Consider the following 21,919-nt stretch of genomic DNA (forward strand, 5'->3'; position numbering starts at 1 on the left):
TATTTTATAAACATTAATTTTTTATAAATTTTATCATTTATATATCTTCAACCTTAACATATTTACATTTTTTAATCTATAGACTAACACTTTAGATAAAATAACAATATTTATTATTCTAAATATTCACAAACAAAAAAAAATTATTGAATTTATTCTACTCTATTTAAGCTAGATTAATTGCAATAACATACCTTTTTTGATAGAATTAAAAGGCAACAAAAAAATGTATAGGAGAAAAAAAATTAATGCGATTGAAAAATGAAAATAATAATAAAATTTTAAAGTTTTCAATTAGAAAATTATCTCTTGGTGCAGCACCGGTTGTAATCGGAGCTTTATTTTTTGGAAGTCATGCACCAAGCGAAGCGCTTGCCAATGAAAACAACTCAAGCGTTAAGTATACTTACTTAGCTGAAAACGAATTAACCGAAGCTGAAAAAAGCTTAATCAAGAGAAGTATACCTCAAAATGTAAAAAACAACGAAACATATTATATGGTTTATAAAAAAGAAGCTAAAACTTCTTCTAAAATTAAATCATTGCCAAATACTGGGCAAAGCTCACTACCTGTAGCTGGACTTGGAATTGGAACTGCGGTATTAGTAGTTCTTTTAATGTCTAAAAAACATAGAAACAAAGTTCTTAGCGTTGTGTTAATCGGAGCTATGGGACAAAGCATAGTTATGCCTTATCAATCATTTGCTTTTGAAAACAAAGAGTTAGTACGCTACAACACACAAACAACAGTTGCTAATTCTAGTGAACTTGCGAATGGTGTAATCAATATCGATGGATATCGTTATGTTGGATATTTCACTCTTAGTGATTTAGGTGTATTACCTCAATCGGAACAAAAAGTTCTTCCAAAACCAACACAACCTATCGTTGAGCCGACACAACCTACTCCAACACCTAAGGTTGAGTACAAAACAACACCTGAAACAGCACCTAAAACATTAGTAGAAAACAAACCTGAACTAAAATCTACTACTGAAGCTGTTCCTTTCAAAACTGTTGAACAACCAGATGCTACTTTACCAAAAGGGCAAACTAAAGTTGTCCAAGAAGGAGTTAATGGTGAACAAATCGTATTCAGCGAAGTGACTACTGTTGATGGTAAATCTACTAGCAAAGTTATCAAAACTTCAATTACAAAACAACCTGTGAATAAGATTACCGCCGTAGGAACTAAAGAGGCAGTCAGACCTCAACCAATCGAAGTTAAACCAAATAAACCAGAAGCTCCAAAGCCTGTAGCAGTTAAAGGAACTCAAGAACCTGGTAAAGAAGGACAATCTTTAACTCAACCAGAACTTCCTGTAGCTCCAAAACCTGAAGAGACTAAACCTACTCCTCAACCGGAAACTCCAAAACCTGAGGAAACTAAACCTACTCCTCAACCGGAGACTACAAAACCTGAGGAAACTAAACCTACTCCTCAACCGGAAACTCCAAAACCTGAGGAAACTAAACCTACTCCTCAACCGGAAACTCCAAAACCTGAGGAAAAAATTGACAAAACAGCTCTAAAAGCTCAAATTGATAGAGCTCTTGCACTTGTTCCTGCTGATTACTCTGCAGCAAGCTACAACGCTCTTAAACCGATTTTAGCAGCTGCGCAAAACGTCTACGCTTCTGACTCTGTAAAACAACCTGAAGTAGATAGCGAAACAGCTAAACTTAAAGCTGCTATCGATGCACTAAGCGTTGATAAAACAGACTTAAACAAAACTATCGCAGATGCGAAATCAAAAACTAAAGAACACTACAGTGATACATCTTGGGCAAACCTTCAATCTGTATTATCTGAAGCTGAAAAAGTTACAAACAATCCTGCAGCTAAACAAAGCGAAGTAGATCACATTAACGAGAAACTTAAAGCTGCTATTACTGGATTAAATACAGACAAGACTGAACTTGAAAAACAACTTGCTGTTGCTAAGTCTAAGACAGAAACTGACTTCAGCCCTGCGACTTGGTCTGCATTAGAAGAAGCGAAAAATGCTGCTCAAGCCGTAGAAGACAATGCTACTGCTACTCAAGCTCAAATCGATGAAGCTGCTAAGAAACTTAAAGCTGCTATCGATGCGCTTAATGTTGATAAAACAAAATTACAAGAACAAATAGCAATTGCAAAAACTAAACAAGAAGCTGACTATAGCCCTAAAACTTGGAATGACTTCAAAAATGCTGAAATAAAAGCTAAAGAAATCAACGACCAAACTGCTCCACTTCCTAAACAAAGTGAAATAGATGCGGCTACTAAAGCTCTTCAAGACGCTATTAAAGCTCTTGCTGTAGATAAAACTGCATTACAAAATGCTATTAACACAGCTAACAGTAAACGTAAAGAAGAATACACTACTCAAACATGGAAAACTTTAGAAGAAGCCCTTGCAGCAGCAAACCCTGTAAATGCAGATGGTGCTACTACTCAAAGTAAAGTGAATGCAGCTACTGAAAAATTAGAACAAGCTATCAAAAACTTAGTTCCATTAACTGAGAAACCAATACTAAAATTTAAAAATACTGACAAAAAAGTATTAGCTAAAGAGGTAGTTGCTAAGTATTCTCTAGAAAATCCAACTAAGACAAAAATTAAATCAATTACAGCTACTCTGAAAAAAGATGGGGCAGTTGTTAAGACTATTAATTTATCAGAAAATAATTTAGATGCATTATTAGATAATCTAAAATACTACCAAGAATACACTCTATCTACTACTATGGTTTACGATAGAGGTAACGGTGAAGAAACTGAAACCTTAGAAGATCAACCAATCCGATTAGATCTTAAAAAAGTTGAAATTAAAAATATTAAAGAAACAAGCTTAATAAGTGTTGATCCTGAAGGTAATGAAACAGATATCAGTTTACTTTCAGAAAATCCAGGAAATGTAGCTCCACTTTATCTACGAGTTACAACTCATGATAATAAAGTGACAAGACTTTCTGTTGATAAAATTGAAGAAGTAGTTAAAGATGGAAAAACTTTATATAAAGTTACTGCAACAGCTCCTGATTTAGTTCAACACACAGATTCTACTAAATTAGCCAATGAGTATGTTCATTACTTCGAAAAACAAAAATTAAAAGAAGGTAATGTTTATTATAACTTCAACGAGCTTATAAAAGATATGCAAGCTAATCCTACTGGAGAGTTCAAACTTGGTGCAGATCTTAATGCAGCAAATGTACCTACACCAAGTAAACAATACGTAACAAATACCTTTAAAGGTAAATTATCAAGTAATGGGGATAATCATTTTACGATTCATAATATGGCTCGACCGTTATTTAATAGAGTTGAGAATGCACACATTCATGATATTAACCTAGGTAATGTAGACATCAATATGCCTTGGGCTAACAAAACAGCTCCATTAGGAGATATGTTTAAAAATAGTACCATAGAGAATATTAAAGTAACAGGTAATGTTGTTGGTAACAATGATGTTACTGGTATGGTTAATAAACTTGATGAATCTAATATGAGAAACGTTGCATTTATCGGTAATATCGAGAGTGTTGGAGATAAAGGTTGGTGGTCTGGTGGACTTGTCAGTGAAAGCTGGAGAAGTAACGTTGACAGTTCATATGTAGATGCTAACATTAAAGCCAACAACGCTAAATTTGGTGGACTTGTTGCTAAAGTTAACCATGGGGGAAATCCTAATGATGTGAAACAAAAAGGTCGTTTAACAAAATCAGTTGTTAAAGGAACTATGACACTTAAAACGAACAATCAAAGCGGTGGTTTAATTCACGAAAACTATGATTGGGGTTGGGTTGAAAACAACGTTAGTATGATGAAGGTAAATAATGGAGAAATCATGTATGGTTCAGGTTCTGTTGATTCTGGCGATCCATATTTCGGATTTGATTACTTTAAGAATAACGTTTATGTGAATGATGTCGCATCTGGTAATATTTCTTATAATCGTTCAAAACAAATTAAAGGTGTTTCTCAAGCTGAAGCTGATAAACGAATTGAATCGTTTGGAATTACCGCTGACAAGTATGCGATTAACGATCCTATTACGAATACACTAAACAACATCAAACCAAAATCTGATACGTATAAAGATACTCAAGATTACAAAGCAGACCGAGAACTTGCTTACCGTAACATCGAAAAACTTCAACCATTCTACAATAAAGAGTGGATTATAAACCAAGGTAATAAGATTCCAGCAGATTCTAAATTATTAACTACAGAGGTGTTATCTGTTACAGGTATGAAAGACGGTCAATTCGTGACTGACTTATCTAACGTTGATAAGATTATGATCCACTATGCGGATGGTACTAAAGAAGAAAAAACTATTACTCAAAAAGAATCTCAAGTACAACAAGTTCGTGAATATAGTATTGAAGGATTAGGTGATATTGTCTACACACCAAATATGGTTGTTAAAGATAGAACACAATTAATCAGCGATATTAAAGCGAAATTAGACGGTGTAAATCTTGATTCACCTGAAGTTAAAGCTATTTCTGGTAATGTAGCTTCATTATTCCTTGAAGAAAGCTTCAAAGAAACTAAAGAGAACTTAGAAAAACTTGTTAAACAACTTGTTGAAAATGAAGACCATCAGTTAAATAAAGATGCTGCAGCTATGAAATCTCTTCTTAAAAAAGTAGAAGACAACAAAGCTAAAATTATGATGGGTCTTACTTATTTAAATCGTTATTATGGATTTAAATACAATGATATGAGCATTAAAGACCTTATGATGTTCAAACCTGATTTCTATGGTAAGAATGTTAGTGTTCTTGATAGACTAATTCAAATTGGTTCTAGTGAGAAAAACTTAAAAGGGGATAGAACCCAAGATGCTTACCGTGATGTGATTGCGGGAGCAACAGGTAAAGGTAACTTAAATGACTTCTTAACATATAACATGAAGTTATTTACAGAAGATACTGACATGAATGTGTGGTATAAGAAAGCTATTTCTCACACTAACTATGTAGTTGAGAAACAATCATCTAACCCTGATTTTGCTAATAAGAAATATCACTTATATGAAAACTTAAATAACGGTGAACATGGTCGATACATTTTACCACTTCTTAATACTAAGAAGGCTCACATGTTCCTAATTTCAACGTACAATACGTTAGCATTTAGTGCTTTTGAGAAATATGGTAAGAATACAGAAGCTGAACGCGAAGCGTTCAAGAAAGAAATTGACTTACGTGCACAAGAGCAAATCAATTACTTAGACTTCTGGTCTAGACTTGCCGCTGATAATGTACGTAATCAGTTGTTGAAATCTGAAAACATGGTTCCATCAGCAATTTGGGATAACCAAGATGTTCCAGGTAATGGATGGGCTGATAGAATGGGTCATAACAAGAATGGTGACTATGCTCCAGTTCGTGAGTTTTATGGACCTACAGGTAAATGGCACGGATATAACGGTATGGGGGCATACGCTTATATCTTTACTAATCCACAAAACTCAGAAGCTGTATATTACATCATCTCTAGTATGATTAGTGACTTTGGTACTTCTGCATTCACTCATGAAACTACACATATTAATGACCGTATGGCATACTTAGGAACATGGCGTCACCGTGAAGGAACAGATGTTGAAGCATTTGCTCAAGGTATGTTACAATCTCCATCACTATCAAATCCAAATGGTGAATATGGTGCATTAGGATTAAACATGGCTTACGAACGTAAAAATGATGGAAATCAAATTTACAACTACAATCCTAATATATTAAGTAGTCGTGAGAAAATTGACCACTACATGAAGAATTACAATGAATCTATGATGATGCTTGATTATTTAGAAGCTGAATCTGTAATTAAGAAAAACACTGGAACTAACGACAAGTGGTTCAAGAGAATCGATAAGAAATATCGTGAAAAAGCTGATCGTAATGGGTTAATCGGTGCACCTCACCAATGGGATCTAGTTCGTGATCTAAACGACACTGAGAAAACTATGACTCTTACAACTATCGATCAACTAGTAGATAATAACTTCGCTACTAAACACGGTCTACCAGGTAACGGTCATTACCGTACTGAAGGATTTGATTCTGCCTATACAGTAGTTAATATGATGACTGGTATTTACGGTGGTAATACGAGTGAAAGTGCCGTTGGTTCAATCTCATTCAAACACAATACATTCCGTATGTGGGGGTACTTCGGTTACCTTAACGGATTCTTAGGTTATGCTTCTAACAAATACAAACAAGAATCTAAAGCCGCTGGTAAGCAAGGTCTTGGTGATGACTTTATCATCCAAAAAGTTTCTAATGGTAGATTTAACACATTAGAAGCTTGGAAGAAAGAGTGGTATAAAGAAGTTAAAGCTAAAGCTGAGAAAGGCTTCGTTGAAATCGAGATTGATGGTGAGAAAATCTCAACATATGCAAGATTACAAGAGCTATTCGATGCTGCAGTTGAGAAAGACCTTCAAGCTAATAAATTTGATAATACAGTTAATCTTAAGTGGAAAGTGTACAAAGCACTTCTTCATAAATCAGATGGATTTGCCGGAAAACTTTTTAAAGATTAATTTAAATAACAAAAACCTAGATTTAGAAATTTCTAAATCTAGGTTTTTTAATATTTTGCAAGTTTCTCCTTCTATCATTTAGGTTACATTTTTATATTCAGATTACGTAAACTTAATACTCACAACCTTTTAAAAAATTCAGGACTATTTTTTAAGCCCTGAATTATCGTTTTATATTATTTCTACTTCTTTTCTATATTGATCCTTAATAGTTTCATCAAGAACATCATCACTGATGATTGCTGTTAGATCTTTTAGTTGAAAAAATGTATAAAATGCATGGGTTGAAAACTTACTATGATCTGCTAGAACATAACGTTCAGTCGCGTTATTAAGAATCGTCTCGTTACAACGCCCTTCTTCTTCATCAGAAATAGTAACCTTCTCTAAATCTATACCATTTACTCCCACAAAAACCTTATTTACACTTATTTTACTAAGCGCGTCTTGCGTGAAATATCCTATAAATCCTTTTGTTTTCTGACGATATCTTCCCCCGATAAAAATAAGATCACAAGAAGGATTATCTTTAAATTGTTCAAAAACCGTCAATGAATTTGTTACAATATTAAGATTCTTATCTTGTAAAAATTCTGCCAGATAACTTGTAGTACTTCCAGGTCCGATAAAAATAGTTTCATTATCTTTTATAAGATCCGCTACTTTTCTTGCGATTTGTTTTTTCTCTTCAACATTTACAGAAATCTTCTTATTGTAATTATCTTCTTGATAAAAATTTTTCGGTTTTAATTTTGCACCACCATGTATTCTTGTAAGATGCCCATAGTCTTCCAATTCTTGTAAGTCACGACGTATTGTCATCTCTGTTACCTTCATATCATGAGCAAGTTTACTTACACGTACTAAATGCTTTGTTTTTAATTCGTTTAAAATATAGCTGTGTCTATCTATTTTTAACATTTTTTCTCCACTCTCAACTAATAAATTTAACATTTATATTGTAACATTTTTTTGAAAAATATAAAACTGAAAACACAAAAAAACATAAAAACGAACGTTAATTCTAACATAAAACACAAAAAAACTAGCTAGTTTTAGGTTAAAGTCCACCTAAATCAGCTAGTTTTTTCATTATTTTTCTTTATCTTCTTTTATTTTTTCTACTTTTGCTTGTTCTGTAGCTGCTACAACTCGCATATTCAATAGTCTATCGTATAACATTATCGAATCTTTACGTTTAAGTATATACGTTTCATATAACCAGAATAATGCTGAAACTGGGACTGCTGCCCAACCTATTGTAACTTTAATTAAGAATTCTCTAATTAAATATCTAGAAAATTCAATTTTCTTGTTATCAGTTGGAACTATTCTTACTTTGAATAATTTTTTTCCAATTGTTTGACCTTGCCATTTATGCGGTAGGTATCCATATAAAAGAACTGCAAAAATAACTATTGAAATCGTCATATACAGTGCATTTCTTTCATTTTCTGCTCCACCTTGAGCTCGTAATGTCGCAGTCATATATTGAAACACAAAAGCTATTGGTAGATAAATTGCTAAGTCTATTAGATAGGCAAAGAAACGTTTAACGATTGACGCTGTTTCTCCATTCACATCTAACAACGGCTCTTCTATTGGTCCTGAGATATCACTTAATGTCGGCTTAATATTCCTGTCATTATAGCTATATGATCTATTTTTTTTAATCTTTTTTACCATAAGTCACCTAGGCTTCTAAGTCAACGTTGTGGTATACTTGTTGAACATCTTCACAATCATCAAGCATTTCTAACATTCTTTCAAATTTAGCTTTATCTTCTTCGCTTAATGTTACTTCATTTTGAGGAATCATTGAAATCTCAGCAACTTCAAACTCTTCGATTCCAGCAGCTTTTAGCGCTTCTTGGATTTCGTGGAAGTTTTCTGGTTCACCGTATACTAGTGTTAATTCATCTTCTTCGATAATATCACGAGCATCGATATCTGCTTCCATAAGGATTTCTAATAATTCATCAGCACTTTTACCTTCAACACCGATTACTGCAGTGTTGTCAAACATGTAGTTAACAGAACCAGTAACACCTAAGTTACCTCCGTTTTTACCTAATGCTGTACGTACTTCAGCAGCTGTACGGTTAACATTGTTTGTAAGAGTATCGATGATAACCATTGTTCCACTTACACCAAAACCTTCATAGCGTAATTCATCGTAGTTCTCTTCACTTCCACCTTTTGCTTTTTCAATAGCACGGTCAATAATATTTTTAGGAACACGGTAAGTTTTCGCTCTTTCTAAAACTACTTTTAGATTTCTGTTACTTTCTGGATCTGGTTCTCCAGTTTTTGCTGCTTGGTAGATTTCACGTCCAAACTTAGCATAAATCTTACTAGTGTTAGCGTCTTTTGCCGCTTTTTTTTCTTTAATATTATTCCATTTACGACCCATAGTCTTTTAATCTCTCTTTCTTTATATAAATATTTTCCATAATAGTAATTTTCCTCACCAAAAAACGGCTAGAAAGTTATTACATACCACTCTATATTACTATATTTAAGCTATTTTTTCAAGCATTGTCTAGATTTTTTAGCTAATTAACAATCATGTGTTTTTATTTATTATCTTTATACTATTCAATATAAATAACTATAAAATTATAACTTTGCCTTAATGTATCTATCATAAAAAGAATGGCTAATATATAACCATTCTTTTTAAATATCTTCACTTTAGTTTTGTTTTTTACGTCTAGCTACCTCTGCAGCTACTAACGATATTAATCCTAAAGCTCCAAACCCAGTAGTTTTTTCCCCTGTATTAGCCAACTCCCTTGTTCCTTGCTTCACTAACACATCTTTCTGTTTTGGTTCCGGTTTCGGTTCTAGCTTCGGCTCTGGCTTCGGTTCTGGTTTCGGCTCCGGTTTCGGTTCTGGCTTCGGCTCTGGTTTCGGCTCTGGTTTCGGCTCTGGCTTCGGCTCCGGTTTCGGTTCTGGCTTCGGCTCTGGCTTCGGTTCTGGCTTCGGCTCCGGCTTCGGCTCTGGCTTCGGCTCCGGTTTCGGCTCTGGCTTCGGCTCTGGTTTCGGCTCTGGCTTCGGCTCTGGTTTCGGCTCTGGTTTTATATCTGCTTCATAGTACACATCTACTTTTTCATTTTCTGTTGTTGATGTTACTTCTGTCGCTTCTACTCTTGCTATACTTGGTGCTTTGTAGTTTGCTATTGATTCTGGTGTTACTTCTGACCAGTTACCTTTGTTCCACTCTCCATATATAACTTTTCCAGTGACTTTGTTTGTTGTTTTGATTCTTGTTAACGTCACACTTTGTACCATTGGGTCTTTCAAGACTTTGTTCGTACCTTTTTCTAGGTAGTTGATTATTCTTGTGATTACTTTTGTTTCCACTTCGTCTTCTTTTGCTTGTGGATACTTCACTACTACTTCTGTATCTTCCATTGTTGGTGTTACTTCTACTAACGACACACTTGCTTTATCTGGTGTTCCATATTTTTCTACTGTTGGTGAGACTTGCTCTTTCCAACTTCCTGGTGTCCACGTTCCTTCTTCAAGTGTATTTGTTACTTTGTTTCGTTTGTTTGTTCTTGTTAGTGTCACCGTTTGTACTACTTTTGGTGAGACTTCTGTAGTTTCGTTGCTTGCATCTACATACTTAATTGTACGTGTGATGGTTTTTGTTTCTACTTCATCTTTGTACAAAGTATCATAAACATAAGTTACAGTAATTTCTTCGCTATTAATAACACCTTCAACTGGAGCAGATGTTTCTTTAACTTTCATATATCTATACGCTATTCCATTATATGTAAATTCATCAGGACGATATTCTTCTGTATCTACATTATAATCTTTTGTATAAGCTCTTTTTTCGATAGCTGTTATTGTTGGTTTAATCGTATTCCCTTGCATATCTTCATATGCAATTTTAACAGCTCCATTTTTTATGTTTTCTATTTTAATATTAACAGAAGCTACATTCGCCTCATTATATATTTTTTCTGCATTTGTTTTTGCTGCTGCTGAAATATAAGCTACCTGTGTATCCTTTGCATCTTTAGAAATTCTTGCTGGTACTAAAAATTCATTTGACAATCCTGGATTTAAAGTTGTCCCTGGATTAGAAACAAACTTAACTGCTGTAACCTTACTCCAATCTGTAACTTGATTTGCTGTTAAAGTTGTTGCTGCAGCAACTTCATTAGCATTTCCATTAATCGGAGAAGTTAAGTAGTATGCAGTCCATCCTGCAGGTGCTATTGCTTCTCCTGTAGCCTCCACATCAAATGCAGAATTACGGGCTATATTTGTATCAACAATATTCTTATCCCCTTTTTTAGGTAATGTCACAAGTACTTCATTATTTGCTAATTTTGAATTATCTGTATTTGATAATGTAAAACGGTATGTCACATCTGTTTTCGGAGCTAAATTCTGTAACGAAGTTGTATACCCTTCTCGTTGATCATTTTTATCGGTTACATCTACATGTAATCGTGTCCCTGATGTATTACTTACAGGAATTTCATAAGTGAAAGTTGTTGTATTGATAATTGTCTTATCTCCATCAAACTCATCATTAGGATTTAATCCATGTAGGAATCTACTTTCATCCCAAACTAATGTGTATTTCAAACGATAACTACCTGTTTGAACCCACTGCGCTACATTAAACTCTAAATTTGGAGTTACATTCTCACGAGTATTTGAATCTTTTGGATCAATAACCAATACACGTTTACCAGTATTTTGATAATTTTCATCTACAGTTACAAATGGACTATTCCCTGCATAACTAAATCCATCCGGTAATTCAACAATAATTTTAGCATTTTTCGCACCAAGATAAGTTAAGCTCTTATCTGTAGTAGCACCATGTGAAGTATATGTACTATATACACGATTTCCTAAACCTGAAGGTGAGTAATCATAAGCTTCTATTCCAGAACTTAATGATTGTGTTTTGTTCCCTGCTAGAACCGTTTCTACCTTCCCAGTTCTTGGTGTCAATTTTAAAGCTGTTCTAGCATCTGCTAAAATCGTTTTAGAAATACTTGTATTGACCACATCTGTATCTTGAGTTGAAACTCGTGCAGTAACAATACTCTTCGGTTCTTTTCCTTCCGCTACCATCTGTTTAGCTTTTTCTAAGCCTTTTAAGTTTTGATGTAAATAAATACCTGCTTGGCTTAATGTATTACTTGTAAAATTCATCTCACCTTTTGGTTTTATTACGACCTTAGTTGTTCCTTCTGGTAAATCTATAGAAGTTCCACCGTTTTTCTTAAAGGAAATTTCTCCTAACTTCGTTTCCGTTGTCCCATTTACCGTATATACTTCAAACGTATTGCTAGTTCCTAAGTCATCTGGTGCATACCAAGCAGCGTAAGCCCCATTCTTATTCCAAATACCATAAAACTCGAGAGATCTCTTTTGATCAAAATCACTATCAATGGTTAATTCAACTTCCTTAACTTTTGTCGGAGTATCAACACTTCTCCAGAAAACTATAATTCTCTTATCATCTGTTTCCGTATTAATTCCAGGAATTGCAATATTCACTCTATTTTCATAATTCTGTTCATTAGTAAAGTTATTAATCACTAATGGGGGTTGCGCTCCTGCTGCATTTGGTGTTGCTCCTCCCCCGTTATTCTCATATGGATTAACAGCTTTTACTACTAGTGAAGTTGTTCCTTGGCTTGTATTTGTTTCCCCTGATTTATCTGTATAAATTACATTGTCTGTAAATGTAAATTCTTTTCCTTTTAAAAACTCTTCTAATGTACCTGCTTGGCGCATATTAATACGAAGCGTATCATCACTAGTATTATTCCCTTGATCAAACACAGGCTTCGCATCTGTTATTGTTCTTGTATAGCGAGCGATAGTCCCCTCTTGAGTCCAACCATCATTTATAGATGCTTGAGATAAAACTGCACCAGTTGGTAACGTTACTTCATGAACAATTTTATTTACCGCTGAAGTCTCTTTATTAAAAGTAGTTAATTTTAAAACTAATTCTTTATTCTTAGTTTCATCAATAGAATCACCCGGCGCATTTGTGTTAAATAAAGCTAAATCTCTAGCTCCACTTTCACTGTCTACATGAATACTAGCATATCCACTCTTATTTGTATTAGTTACTCTAGCTGTTGTAGAAGTAGCTGGTGTAATAGCCGTACCAGTCTTATCAACTACCTGAGCTGTAATTGTAGTTTGTGAATTACGTCCCGTTCTATATTTATCAAACTTATAACTTATATTAAAGCTAGCATACGAACCACTTGGAACTTCTCCAGTATAAATTTTATATTGTGTATCATTTACTTTTTCAACTTTTAAAGCAGTCCCAAGTTGTACATCAGTAATCGGTTCGTTAGCTGGTAAATTTACTAAAATATAAGACCCATCCTCTAATTTCGAAGGTGCAGACACATCTAATCTAAATGTTGAGATAATTTGTTCACCTACATTATATTCTGTTTGTTTTCCAACTAAATTACCTTGTAAACTGACTCTATTTTCAACTGTTGGTTGTGTTTGATTAGTAGCTACAGATTCTGTTGTTGAACTTGGTTTATTTGTTGTAGTAACCGGTACATATGTAATTTTATATTTATTTTTTCCAACAAGTTGTAAATTTGTCGCAGTAAATCCAGGATAATCTTTCTTTAATTGATCAAGACTTTCTGAAAATTTCGATTTTAAAATAGCTACATCCTCTACTACGCCACCCGGTTTCTCATGAGTCACCATTACAAACTCTTGTGCATCTACTACTGTCGAGTCTCCCGTTCCCGTTCTATTAAAACCTGAATCACCTTCTCCTGCATAGGCTAGATTAGTATTTCCAAGAAACATCACCCCTGCTATCGCCACAGAAGATACAGCTATACTAGCAACCCCAACATTAAATTTCCTAATACTAAATCTATTATCTCTCTGGTTAATGTTAATCTTATGTTGTTTTTTTATCATCTTTATTCTCCTAATTTATACTGTTATATATAATTTTCACTTACCAATATTCTTTAAAACTTAACATCTCTAACAATATATTTTATCATTTTTCTTATCTATTTTCAAATATTTTAATATGTTATTTCTATGAAGTGTACTCAAAAAGAAAACTGATTTATCAACCGTCGGATAACTTCGATTTATTATTTAACCTCAACTTCTTTTATTAACCTAATTAATTAAATAGTTCAATATATGAAGATAATCTACATATTACCTCTTATATATAAAAAAAATTCGAAGCCAGGTCTTCCCAAGCTCCGAATTTAGTACATAATTAATGTTATTATTTGTAGTCTGGTAATTTGTTAAATTCAACTTCATCAACGTTTGTTAATTTAACAATCCAAGATTCTTTTGGATCAGCTGAGTTTAATACAGTTGGCTCTTCTTCAGCTTTTTTGTTGTATTCTACTACATCACCAGCTAATGGCGCGTTAACGTCTAATACAGTTTTTGATGCTTCTAAACGTAAGATAACATCATCTTTTGCTAATTTTTCATTTTTTGAAAATTCTACGAATCCTACAGTACCAACGTCATCTTGTAATTCAGCTGTTGGTCCAACAATGTAAACTCCTTCGTTCTTTTCAATCCATAACGCTTTTGCTAATTTTTTCATTTTACAACCTTCTTTCTTTCTTTTTTATAAGTTTTCTTGAGAATCGGCGCTATAATTCAACACTGATTTTTACTCAAAGGTATATTATACATTCTAAAAAAAAAAAATCAACAAAAATTTTAATTCTACAGAAATTGATTTTTAATTTCAGTTAGAACTAAAAACTAATAAGTCACTGCGTCAAGATATCATTTAATATTCACCTTAACTCAATATCAAATCTACTAATTCTTGCGCCTCTACTCTTCCAAAATAATAGCCTAAATCGATACCTTCTAATACTCCTAGTAAATCTTCTTCTTTTACCCTTACTCCTATTAGTTTTTCCTCAATATCCCCGACATTACCTTTTCCGAAAAAATCTCCATAAATCTTAGCTTTTGTGATTCGTCCCGCTTCTACTTCCAGATTAAACTCAATAGTCCCAATTCCAAGACGAGCATCTCTGTTATAATTATAACGTGGTGATTTTCCGTAATTCCAATCCCAGTTTTGATATTTCTTAGAAAGCAACTCATCGATTTCTTGCCAATCTTCTTCTGTAAGTTCATAACGTTTTATGTCTTCGAGTTTTTCACAATTAAACAAGCGGCATAAGTATAAGTCTTTGAAATCTACTACAGATAAATCTCTATATTTCTCATCTAAATACTCTCTAAGACCTGTAACTCTACTTCGTACCGAATCAATTCCTTTCGACTCAATTTTCTTACGATTAGGTGTTAGTACATTTACCATCGCATCATAATTAACATCTAGAAGTAGCGTATATCCCCCATAAATTTTACCATTAACAAGAGTCATGGCAGCTCCACTAACTTTCTTTCCATCAACAACAAGGTCATTTCGCCCTGTTTGTTCAACCTCACTCACACCTAAATCATGTAGAATATTTACCGCAGGTTCATAGAATTTTTTAAAATTACCATAAACATTACTATCACCGTTCATAATAAGGCAGATATTCACAGCCCCCTCATCTAAAAATACTGTTCCTCCACCTGTATCACGTCTAACAAGTGTTATCCCGTGACCTTTCATGTACTCATGGTTAATCTCTTTTTCGGCATTTTGAAAAAGTCCAATCTGCACCTTTGGTTTGCAACAATAAGGAAATATTATATCTTCATCTAAGTTCAATTTATTCAAAACATGTACTTGTATAGCTAAAGCTACTGCTCCATCATAAATATATTGTCCATTTCTTATCGGCTCTATTAAATACATAAGCACTCCTCGTCTTCTAAAACACTACAACATAAGAAGCTACTATTATTCAAGTTCAACCTTAGATAATAGTAGCCGCTTCATCTTAATAGTCTACTGTTAATATAATTAATTCTCTCTATAAATCATAACAGTCTTCTTAGTAATTTTCTTCTAATTTTCTAAATTCATCTCTCGTGTGTTGTGGCAGACTCTTTCCGTAATCCATCATAAGCACGATATCTTTAAACGCAGCTTTGGGAATCGCTAGTCTTTTGATATCCTCCACACTTACATCTAGATTAATATCTTCCTCACGATTTTCTTGGAATTTAGCTACAAAGTCCGGTTCAGCAACAAAAACACTAGACAAACCTACCATCTCAGCATGCATAATAGCTTCACGGCTTTTTTCTATACTATTGATTCCACCCGTAGCCATTAGCGGAACACGTCCTGCTAGATGTTCATGGACTACTTCGTTAATCAAACGACCTTCATTAGGACCTTCCGCACGAACTTTATTTAGATAAATATTTTGTCCCCAGCTCGCTATCGCAATGTAAGATAACGGCACTCTTTCTAATATCCAATCAGTGAGTTGATTGAACTCTTCAACAGTATAACCGATTATCGCACCACGTGTCTCTTCTGGAGTTGCTCTATACCCTAGAATAAAATCCTTAGGTGCTTCGTTTTTTATAACTTCATACACCTCTTCAAAAACTTCAAGGATGAATCGAGCTCTATTTTCTAGTGAATCTACACCATATTCATCATGGCGTTTATTCGATACTGTTGAGAAAAACGTCTGTAGCATTAGCTTTTGTGCTGTTGATATTTCTATTCCTGCAAAACCTGCACGTATCGCTCTTCTCGTAGCATCTTTGTATTTTTGTTTAATCACATTGATCATAACATGAGACAACTCTTCTACCTCATGTTCAAATGGAAGATGCAACTTTAACTTACTAGGACCATAAACCTTATGATTTACCCCGTAGTAATTAGCACCCGCACCCGAATAAGTCAATTGCAAAATAACCTTCGCTCCAGCGTCTTGCATCGCAGCTGCCATCTTAGTAAGTCCTGGAATACAACTATCATCATGTGCACCGAAACCAAACTCGAACAACTGTCCATCAACATCGACATAAGCCGCACCTGTTACCTGCAATGGCGCTGACTTGGCGCGTCTTAATGCATAATCCAAGTCCTCTTTTGTGATAATTCCATCTTTTGTAGAAGAATTAGTCGTCATCGGTGACAGTACGAACCTATTTTCTAACTGCACACCGTTTGCTAGTTTTATGGGAGTTAATAATTTTTCCATAAACTCACACCTCTTTTACATAGTTTGTAAAACTAGCTTAAGATTAAGTCTACTAATTCTTTAGCTTCTACATTACCAAAGTAGAATGCTAAATCAATACTTCCTAGAGCTTCTAGTAAGTCTTCTTCTTTTACCCTTACTCCGATAAGTTTTTCTTCTACGTCACGTACGTTACCTTTTCCGAAGAAGTCTCCATAGATTTTCGCTTTTGTAATACGTCCTTCTTCAACTTCTAAGCTGAAATCAACTGTTCCAATCGCAAGGTGAGCATCACGGTTGTAGTTATAACGTGGTGATTTTCCGTAGTTCCAATCCCAGTTACGGTATTTTTCATCTGCAAGTTTTTCAATTGCAGCCCAATCTTCATCAGTAAGTTCATATCTTTTCGCATCTTTAATATCTTCGATGCCCATTAATCCACAAATAACTAAGTCTTTGAACTCATCGATTGTTACATTTTGGTATTCAGGTTTTAATAATTCGCGCATACCCATTACACGTGCTCTTACTGATTCAATACCTTTTGATTCAATTTTTTTACGGTTTGGTGTTAAAGCATTAACCATCGCTTCGTAATTTACATCAAGAAGTAATGAATATCCTCCGTAGATTTTACCACGTACTAATGTCATCGCAGCTCCACTTACTTTTTTACCACGAGCAGTTAAATCATTACGACCTCTTTGTTCAACTTCTGTAGCTCCTAAGCTGTGAAGTACATCTACTGCTGGTTGATAGAATTTTTTGTAGTTTCCGTATACATCAGTATCACCAGGCATTAAGAAACATACGTTAACAGCACCGTTATCAACGTATACAGCTCCACCACCTGTATCACGACGAACTAGGATTATATCTTTTTCTTTCATATATTCATGGTTTACTTCAGTTTCGGCATTTTGGAATAATCCGATTTCTACTTTTGGTTCACAGTAATATGGGAAGATTACAGTCTCATCGATATCGATGTTGTTAAGTACGTAAACTTGCATCGCCATTACTAGCGCTCCATCTGGTAAATATTTTCCGTTTCTAATTGGTTCTATTAAATACATAATTTATTCTCCTTTATTTTTTAATTTTTGTTAATGTATTTTTTTAGCTAATATTAAATTATATCGCGCGAAATTTATGCGCATTGTACTATGTTTAGAGTCAACTTATGCGAGGTTTCAATCCTCATTATTTTTTCAATAACTCTTCCACATCTAACGTTAAATCCTTACTATTTTGGTTAAACCACAATACTCTAGAAGCAATCCTTTCTGGAAATTGATATTTCTTCTGGTTCATAGTAATCATTAACGCATTAGGATTTTTATCAAGCTCTCTATAAAATGGATATTTTATAAACTGAGGTGTCGTAAATCCTACTCCTATTTCAATAAATAATGTTTTCTTATCACGATTATTTTCTAAAAATTCATTGTATTTATCTAGATGTTCGAAAAAGATTGGGTCTTCTACCATTCCTTTTTCAGCATTCCGCTTATTAACCTCAAGCGGTGCACCACATTCTGGACATAGTGGAATAGACCTGTAGTCAACTTCCATATTTTCCTGTTCTACAGCCAATCTACGCATTAACGCTTCATCTTGGTATGTCTTCGCATGACAATGTTTGCTACACTGCATAAGCCCGTACTTTCCTTGAATATGAAAGACTTTATCCATATCATAACCCGCAACATCAAAGGCATTATCGGCATTTGTCGTAATAATATGGTAATTTTTATCCTTTAGAATATTTTTCAACGCTAGATAACTATCACCAACAGGTTGATCAAAGTAATTTAACAAGACGAAACGACTTTGAAACGCCCAATATTCCTGTGAACTCGGAAAATCAAACAAACTCGCCTGTAACATATCTAAAAACTTATATTTTTCTACAAAATCTTTAAAGTTACTCGTAAATCTCTCTCCAATATAAGTAAAACCATCCGCAGCTGACATTCCAGCCCCTATTCCTATGACTATCGCCTCGGCTTCATCTATTAGCTGTGCTAGTTTTTCGGCATTGTTTTCTTCTAACTCTATCGCCTTCCAAGTCATTAATTTTTCTCCTCTTTTTCCATTAGCTCTTTTGCTAAAATCTCAATAATATTTTTTCTTCTTTCTATTGTTGGTACTAACGGTATGCACATCAACTCTTCTAATTCGAATTCTTCTGCTAAGTTTTTTAGTTTTTCCACTACTACATCCTTCGTACCCCAAACTAAACGTGTTCTGTTTTTTTCTACTTTTTCTATATCCGCTTCACTTATCTCATACTCTTTAGCTGTTTGTATGCTAGGAAATCTATCAAATTCTGTAAATTCTTTCTTACCAAGAAGCCAGACATCTAACGAACGTACTAAATCTTTTGCTTCTTGTTCATCTTCTCCTATCGCAATAAATACCGCAACCACATCTTGTGGTGTTTTTTGTTGTTCACGCATCTTAGTACGATAAGTATTTAAACACCTTTTTGCTGTTTCTATATAATCTACAGCCTGATTAAAGAATAAACCATAAACATAGTTTTGTCCTAGCTCCGCAGCTAGATTTGCACTCTTTTCACTGGTAGACAACAACCACATAGGACTTACTTTCGCTTCCGGTGGTTGAACTAGTGTTTCAGTACCTGTAAGAAGTTCTAGCAATTCTCTACAGCTATCATTGTACTCGTCTCTCGTTATTGGTGTTGTATCCATCAACTTCTGAACTACTTTCGTTCCAGGATTATTCCCAATTCCTAGGTTCACCCTATCTGGATATAATGCACTAAGAAGCTTGATCCATTCGCTAATTTTATACGGTGAATAGTGCGGAATCATTATTCCACCTGAACCTATTTGTATCTTTTCTGTATTTTGAAGAAGGTGCAACATTAATAATTCTGGGCTACTACTAGCTAAAGCAGGAACCTGATGATGTTCAGCCATCCAAAAACGACTATAACCTAGTTTTTCAGCTAGGCGGGCAAGTTCTATACTCTCTTCTATTGCCTCTATCGCAGTCTTTCCTTCATCTACAATAGCATAATCTAAAATACTAAGTTTCATATTATTATCCTCTTATGTTTTACATTATTTTCTATTTGGAAATGCCTCAAAAATCACAATTTCGAAGAAATAGATTTATTGAGTTATTCCTTTTCTTACATATTATTTAGATTTACATATTTCTATCCTCTATTTTTTATAGAGTTATTAAAAAAATTCTCTATTCTTGAATTCATTTTTACCTTTTTATCTAGTAAATTATCTGATATAATTAATTGTAAGAAAACCTTTTCTGAAACTACGAATTTATTATAACACATTTTCAGTAAAAGTACACATACCTAGCACCATTACTTTGAAATTTTATAAAAAAATTATGGTGATTTAATCTATTGAACTTTTATAAATTCACATAGATCAAATAGAAACTGTTACATTTTTCAGTACTGCATTTCTTATCATTAATATATTGGTTCTAGTTGTATGTTATTTACATTACTTAAAGGGGCATTTTTTATGAAATCAAAATTATTAACACCTGTTAAATTAGCTAATGGAATAGAACTAGAAAACCGTTTTGTTCTTTCTCCTATGACTACGAACTCTTCTACTGCAGAAGGTTTTATTACAGAAGAAGATCTACTTTACGCCGAAAGACGAAAGAAAACCGCACCTTTACAAATTACAGGAGCTGCTTATGTTAACCTTGAAGGTCAACTTTTTGAATACGGCTTTAGTGTTCATGATGATGCGTGTATTCCTGGACTTAAAAAAATGGCGCAAGCTATGAAGTCTGGTGGAGCGAAAGCTATCCTACAGCTAACACATGCAGGGCGTTTCGCTAACTACTATGTTACCACTAATAAACGTGCTGTTGGTCCAAGTTATATGGAACTTAATTCGCCTGTAGAACACATCGTCCACCCTCTTTCTATAGAAGATATACAAAAAATAAGAGAAGATTATAAACATGCAGCAAGCCGTGCTATCGCAGCTGGTTTTGATGGTTTAGAAATTTCTAGTGCACAACGTCTTCTATTACAGACATTCTTCTCTACTTTCTCTAATGAACGTCACGATGAATACGGAGTGGATACATTAGAAAATCGTTCACGTTTCATCATTGAAGTTTTTGAAGATGTATATGAAGTAATCAAAAAAGAAGCATCAAAAGACTTTATCTTCGGTTATCGTGCAACACCTGAAGAAACTCGTGGTGAAGAAGTCGGTTATACAGTTGAAGAATTTAATCAACTTACAGATTGGTTATTAGAAAGAGTCCCTCTATCATATATGGCAATTGCTAGCTGGGGACAAAATATTTATCTAAATACAGTACGTGCAGAAGGTCCACATCACGGTCGCCTTATTAACGAAGTTGTCTACGAACATTTAAATGGAAGAATTCCATTAATCGCATCCGGTGGTATAAATACTGTAGAAAAATGTGAAGCAGCTATTTTACACGCGGATATGATTGGATTATCTTCACCGTTTGTCGCAGAACCAGACTTTGTAGAAAAACTAAAATCAAACCATATAGACGATATTAATCTAGATGTTGGAGTTGAAGATATAGAACGTCTAGCTATTCCAAAAGCTGCATTTAAAGACATCGTCCTTATGATGGACTACGGTAAGAGTTTACCTCAACATACTAGGGATGAATTTAGAAAACTAGAAGAAAATTATTAATAATATATATTTTTAGAAGAATTTCAAAATTCCAGATTCGAACATCTTGTTTTTTGGAATTCTTCTTTAATTTAATTATAGATAGAGAAATCTATATTACACATATATTTTTTTAAAAATATAACATCATTTATACTGTCACCTATATAAAACATACCCTAAAACTAATTTTTTATTAATCACAAAAACCAATACCTGAAGGTTTACATATTTTTTGTAACATAAATTTAATATTTATTTTTTTTAGACACTCATATCCACTTATTAAGAATTATATTTATATTTTTATCAATAAATATAATCTATTTATATCACTATATTAATATATATACATTTTAATTTTTATATTTAACTTGTTCGGTTTTTTATATAATTTTATTTATTTTAAAATTTTCGAAATATAGGTTTACCATATAACGATTAAGTTTCATAACTTACTAAAGTTGTTGTTTTATAACTTCTCCTCTTGTATAATAAAAATTATTAATACATTAATCGTCTCTGAAAGTTCTGTTTACAACTTCAA

At 33.7% G+C, this 21,919-nt stretch carries 12 protein-coding genes; 2 read left to right on the forward strand and 10 right to left on the reverse strand.

What is annotated here, in order from left to right:
- Positions 1 to 248 precede the first annotated feature (248 nt).
- The gene (locus tag GEMHA0001_RS08695; RefSeq protein ID WP_003144646.1) at positions 249 to 6,551 is read left to right on the forward strand and encodes a ZmpA/ZmpB/ZmpC family metallo-endopeptidase; all 6,303 of its coding nucleotides are present in this window, start codon (positions 249 to 251) and stop codon (positions 6,549 to 6,551) included.
- A 171-nt stretch (positions 6,552 to 6,722) separates the two neighbouring features.
- On the opposite strand, the gene GEMHA0001_RS04410 is transcribed toward GEMHA0001_RS08695, so the two are convergent.
- From GEMHA0001_RS04410 to GEMHA0001_RS04455, 10 genes are all read right to left on the reverse strand, one after another.
- Positions 6,723 to 7,505, reverse strand: coding sequence for a DeoR/GlpR family DNA-binding transcription regulator (locus GEMHA0001_RS04410; protein ID WP_003144477.1), 783 nt, complete (start codon positions 7,503 to 7,505; stop codon positions 6,723 to 6,725).
- Between the two features lie 138 nt (positions 7,506 to 7,643).
- Positions 7,644 to 8,237 carry an RDD family protein gene (locus tag GEMHA0001_RS04415; RefSeq protein WP_003144583.1) on the reverse strand — a complete coding sequence of 198 codons (594 nt, stop codon included), beginning with the start codon at positions 8,235 to 8,237 and terminating at the stop codon, positions 7,644 to 7,646.
- 7 nt (positions 8,238 to 8,244) lie between these two features.
- On the reverse strand, positions 8,245 to 8,964 hold the full coding sequence (locus GEMHA0001_RS04420) for a YebC/PmpR family DNA-binding transcriptional regulator (RefSeq protein WP_003144482.1): 720 nt from the start codon (positions 8,962 to 8,964) through the stop codon (positions 8,245 to 8,247).
- Positions 8,965 to 9,245: 281 nt separating this feature from the next.
- The gene (locus GEMHA0001_RS04425; protein ID WP_003144593.1) at positions 9,246 to 13,508 is read right to left on the reverse strand and encodes a mucin-binding protein; all 4,263 of its coding nucleotides are present in this window, start codon (positions 13,506 to 13,508) and stop codon (positions 9,246 to 9,248) included.
- A 328-nt stretch (positions 13,509 to 13,836) separates the two neighbouring features.
- The gene (locus tag GEMHA0001_RS04430; protein WP_003144512.1) at positions 13,837 to 14,172 is read right to left on the reverse strand and encodes a glycine cleavage system H family protein; all 336 of its coding nucleotides are present in this window, start codon (positions 14,170 to 14,172) and stop codon (positions 13,837 to 13,839) included.
- Positions 14,173 to 14,376: 204 nt separating this feature from the next.
- The gene (gene lplA, locus GEMHA0001_RS04435; protein WP_003144595.1) at positions 14,377 to 15,399 is read right to left on the reverse strand and encodes a lipoate--protein ligase; all 1,023 of its coding nucleotides are present in this window, start codon (positions 15,397 to 15,399) and stop codon (positions 14,377 to 14,379) included.
- A 139-nt stretch (positions 15,400 to 15,538) separates the two neighbouring features.
- Positions 15,539 to 16,711: an NADH-dependent flavin oxidoreductase gene (locus GEMHA0001_RS04440; RefSeq protein WP_003144548.1), complete on the reverse strand. Its 1,173-nt coding sequence runs from the start codon at positions 16,709 to 16,711 to the stop codon at positions 15,539 to 15,541.
- Between the two features lie 32 nt (positions 16,712 to 16,743).
- Positions 16,744 to 17,766, reverse strand: coding sequence for a lipoate--protein ligase (gene lplA / locus GEMHA0001_RS04445; protein ID WP_003144596.1), 1,023 nt, complete (start codon positions 17,764 to 17,766; stop codon positions 16,744 to 16,746).
- Between the two features lie 127 nt (positions 17,767 to 17,893).
- Entirely contained in the window at positions 17,894 to 18,766 is an 873-nt protein-coding gene (locus GEMHA0001_RS04450) for an SIR2 family NAD-dependent protein deacylase (RefSeq protein ID WP_003144624.1), read from the reverse strand.
- Positions 18,766 to 19,758, reverse strand: a complete 993-nt coding sequence (locus GEMHA0001_RS04455) for an MsnO8 family LLM class oxidoreductase (protein ID WP_003144507.1) — start codon at positions 19,756 to 19,758, stop codon at positions 18,766 to 18,768. Before GEMHA0001_RS04455 ends, GEMHA0001_RS04450 begins: the two co-directional genes overlap by 1 nt.
- A gap of 456 nt (positions 19,759 to 20,214) precedes the next feature.
- Between GEMHA0001_RS04455 and GEMHA0001_RS04460 the strand changes: the two genes are divergently transcribed.
- Complete coding sequence (locus GEMHA0001_RS04460; protein WP_003144480.1) at positions 20,215 to 21,393, forward strand: NADH-dependent flavin oxidoreductase; 1,179 nt, start codon at positions 20,215 to 20,217, stop codon at positions 21,391 to 21,393.
- Positions 21,394 to 21,919: the final 526 nt, after the last annotated feature.

The organism is Gemella haemolysans ATCC 10379 (genome assembly GCF_000173915.1).
GTDB classification, from domain to species: Bacteria; Bacillota; Bacilli; order Staphylococcales; family Gemellaceae; genus Gemella; species Gemella haemolysans.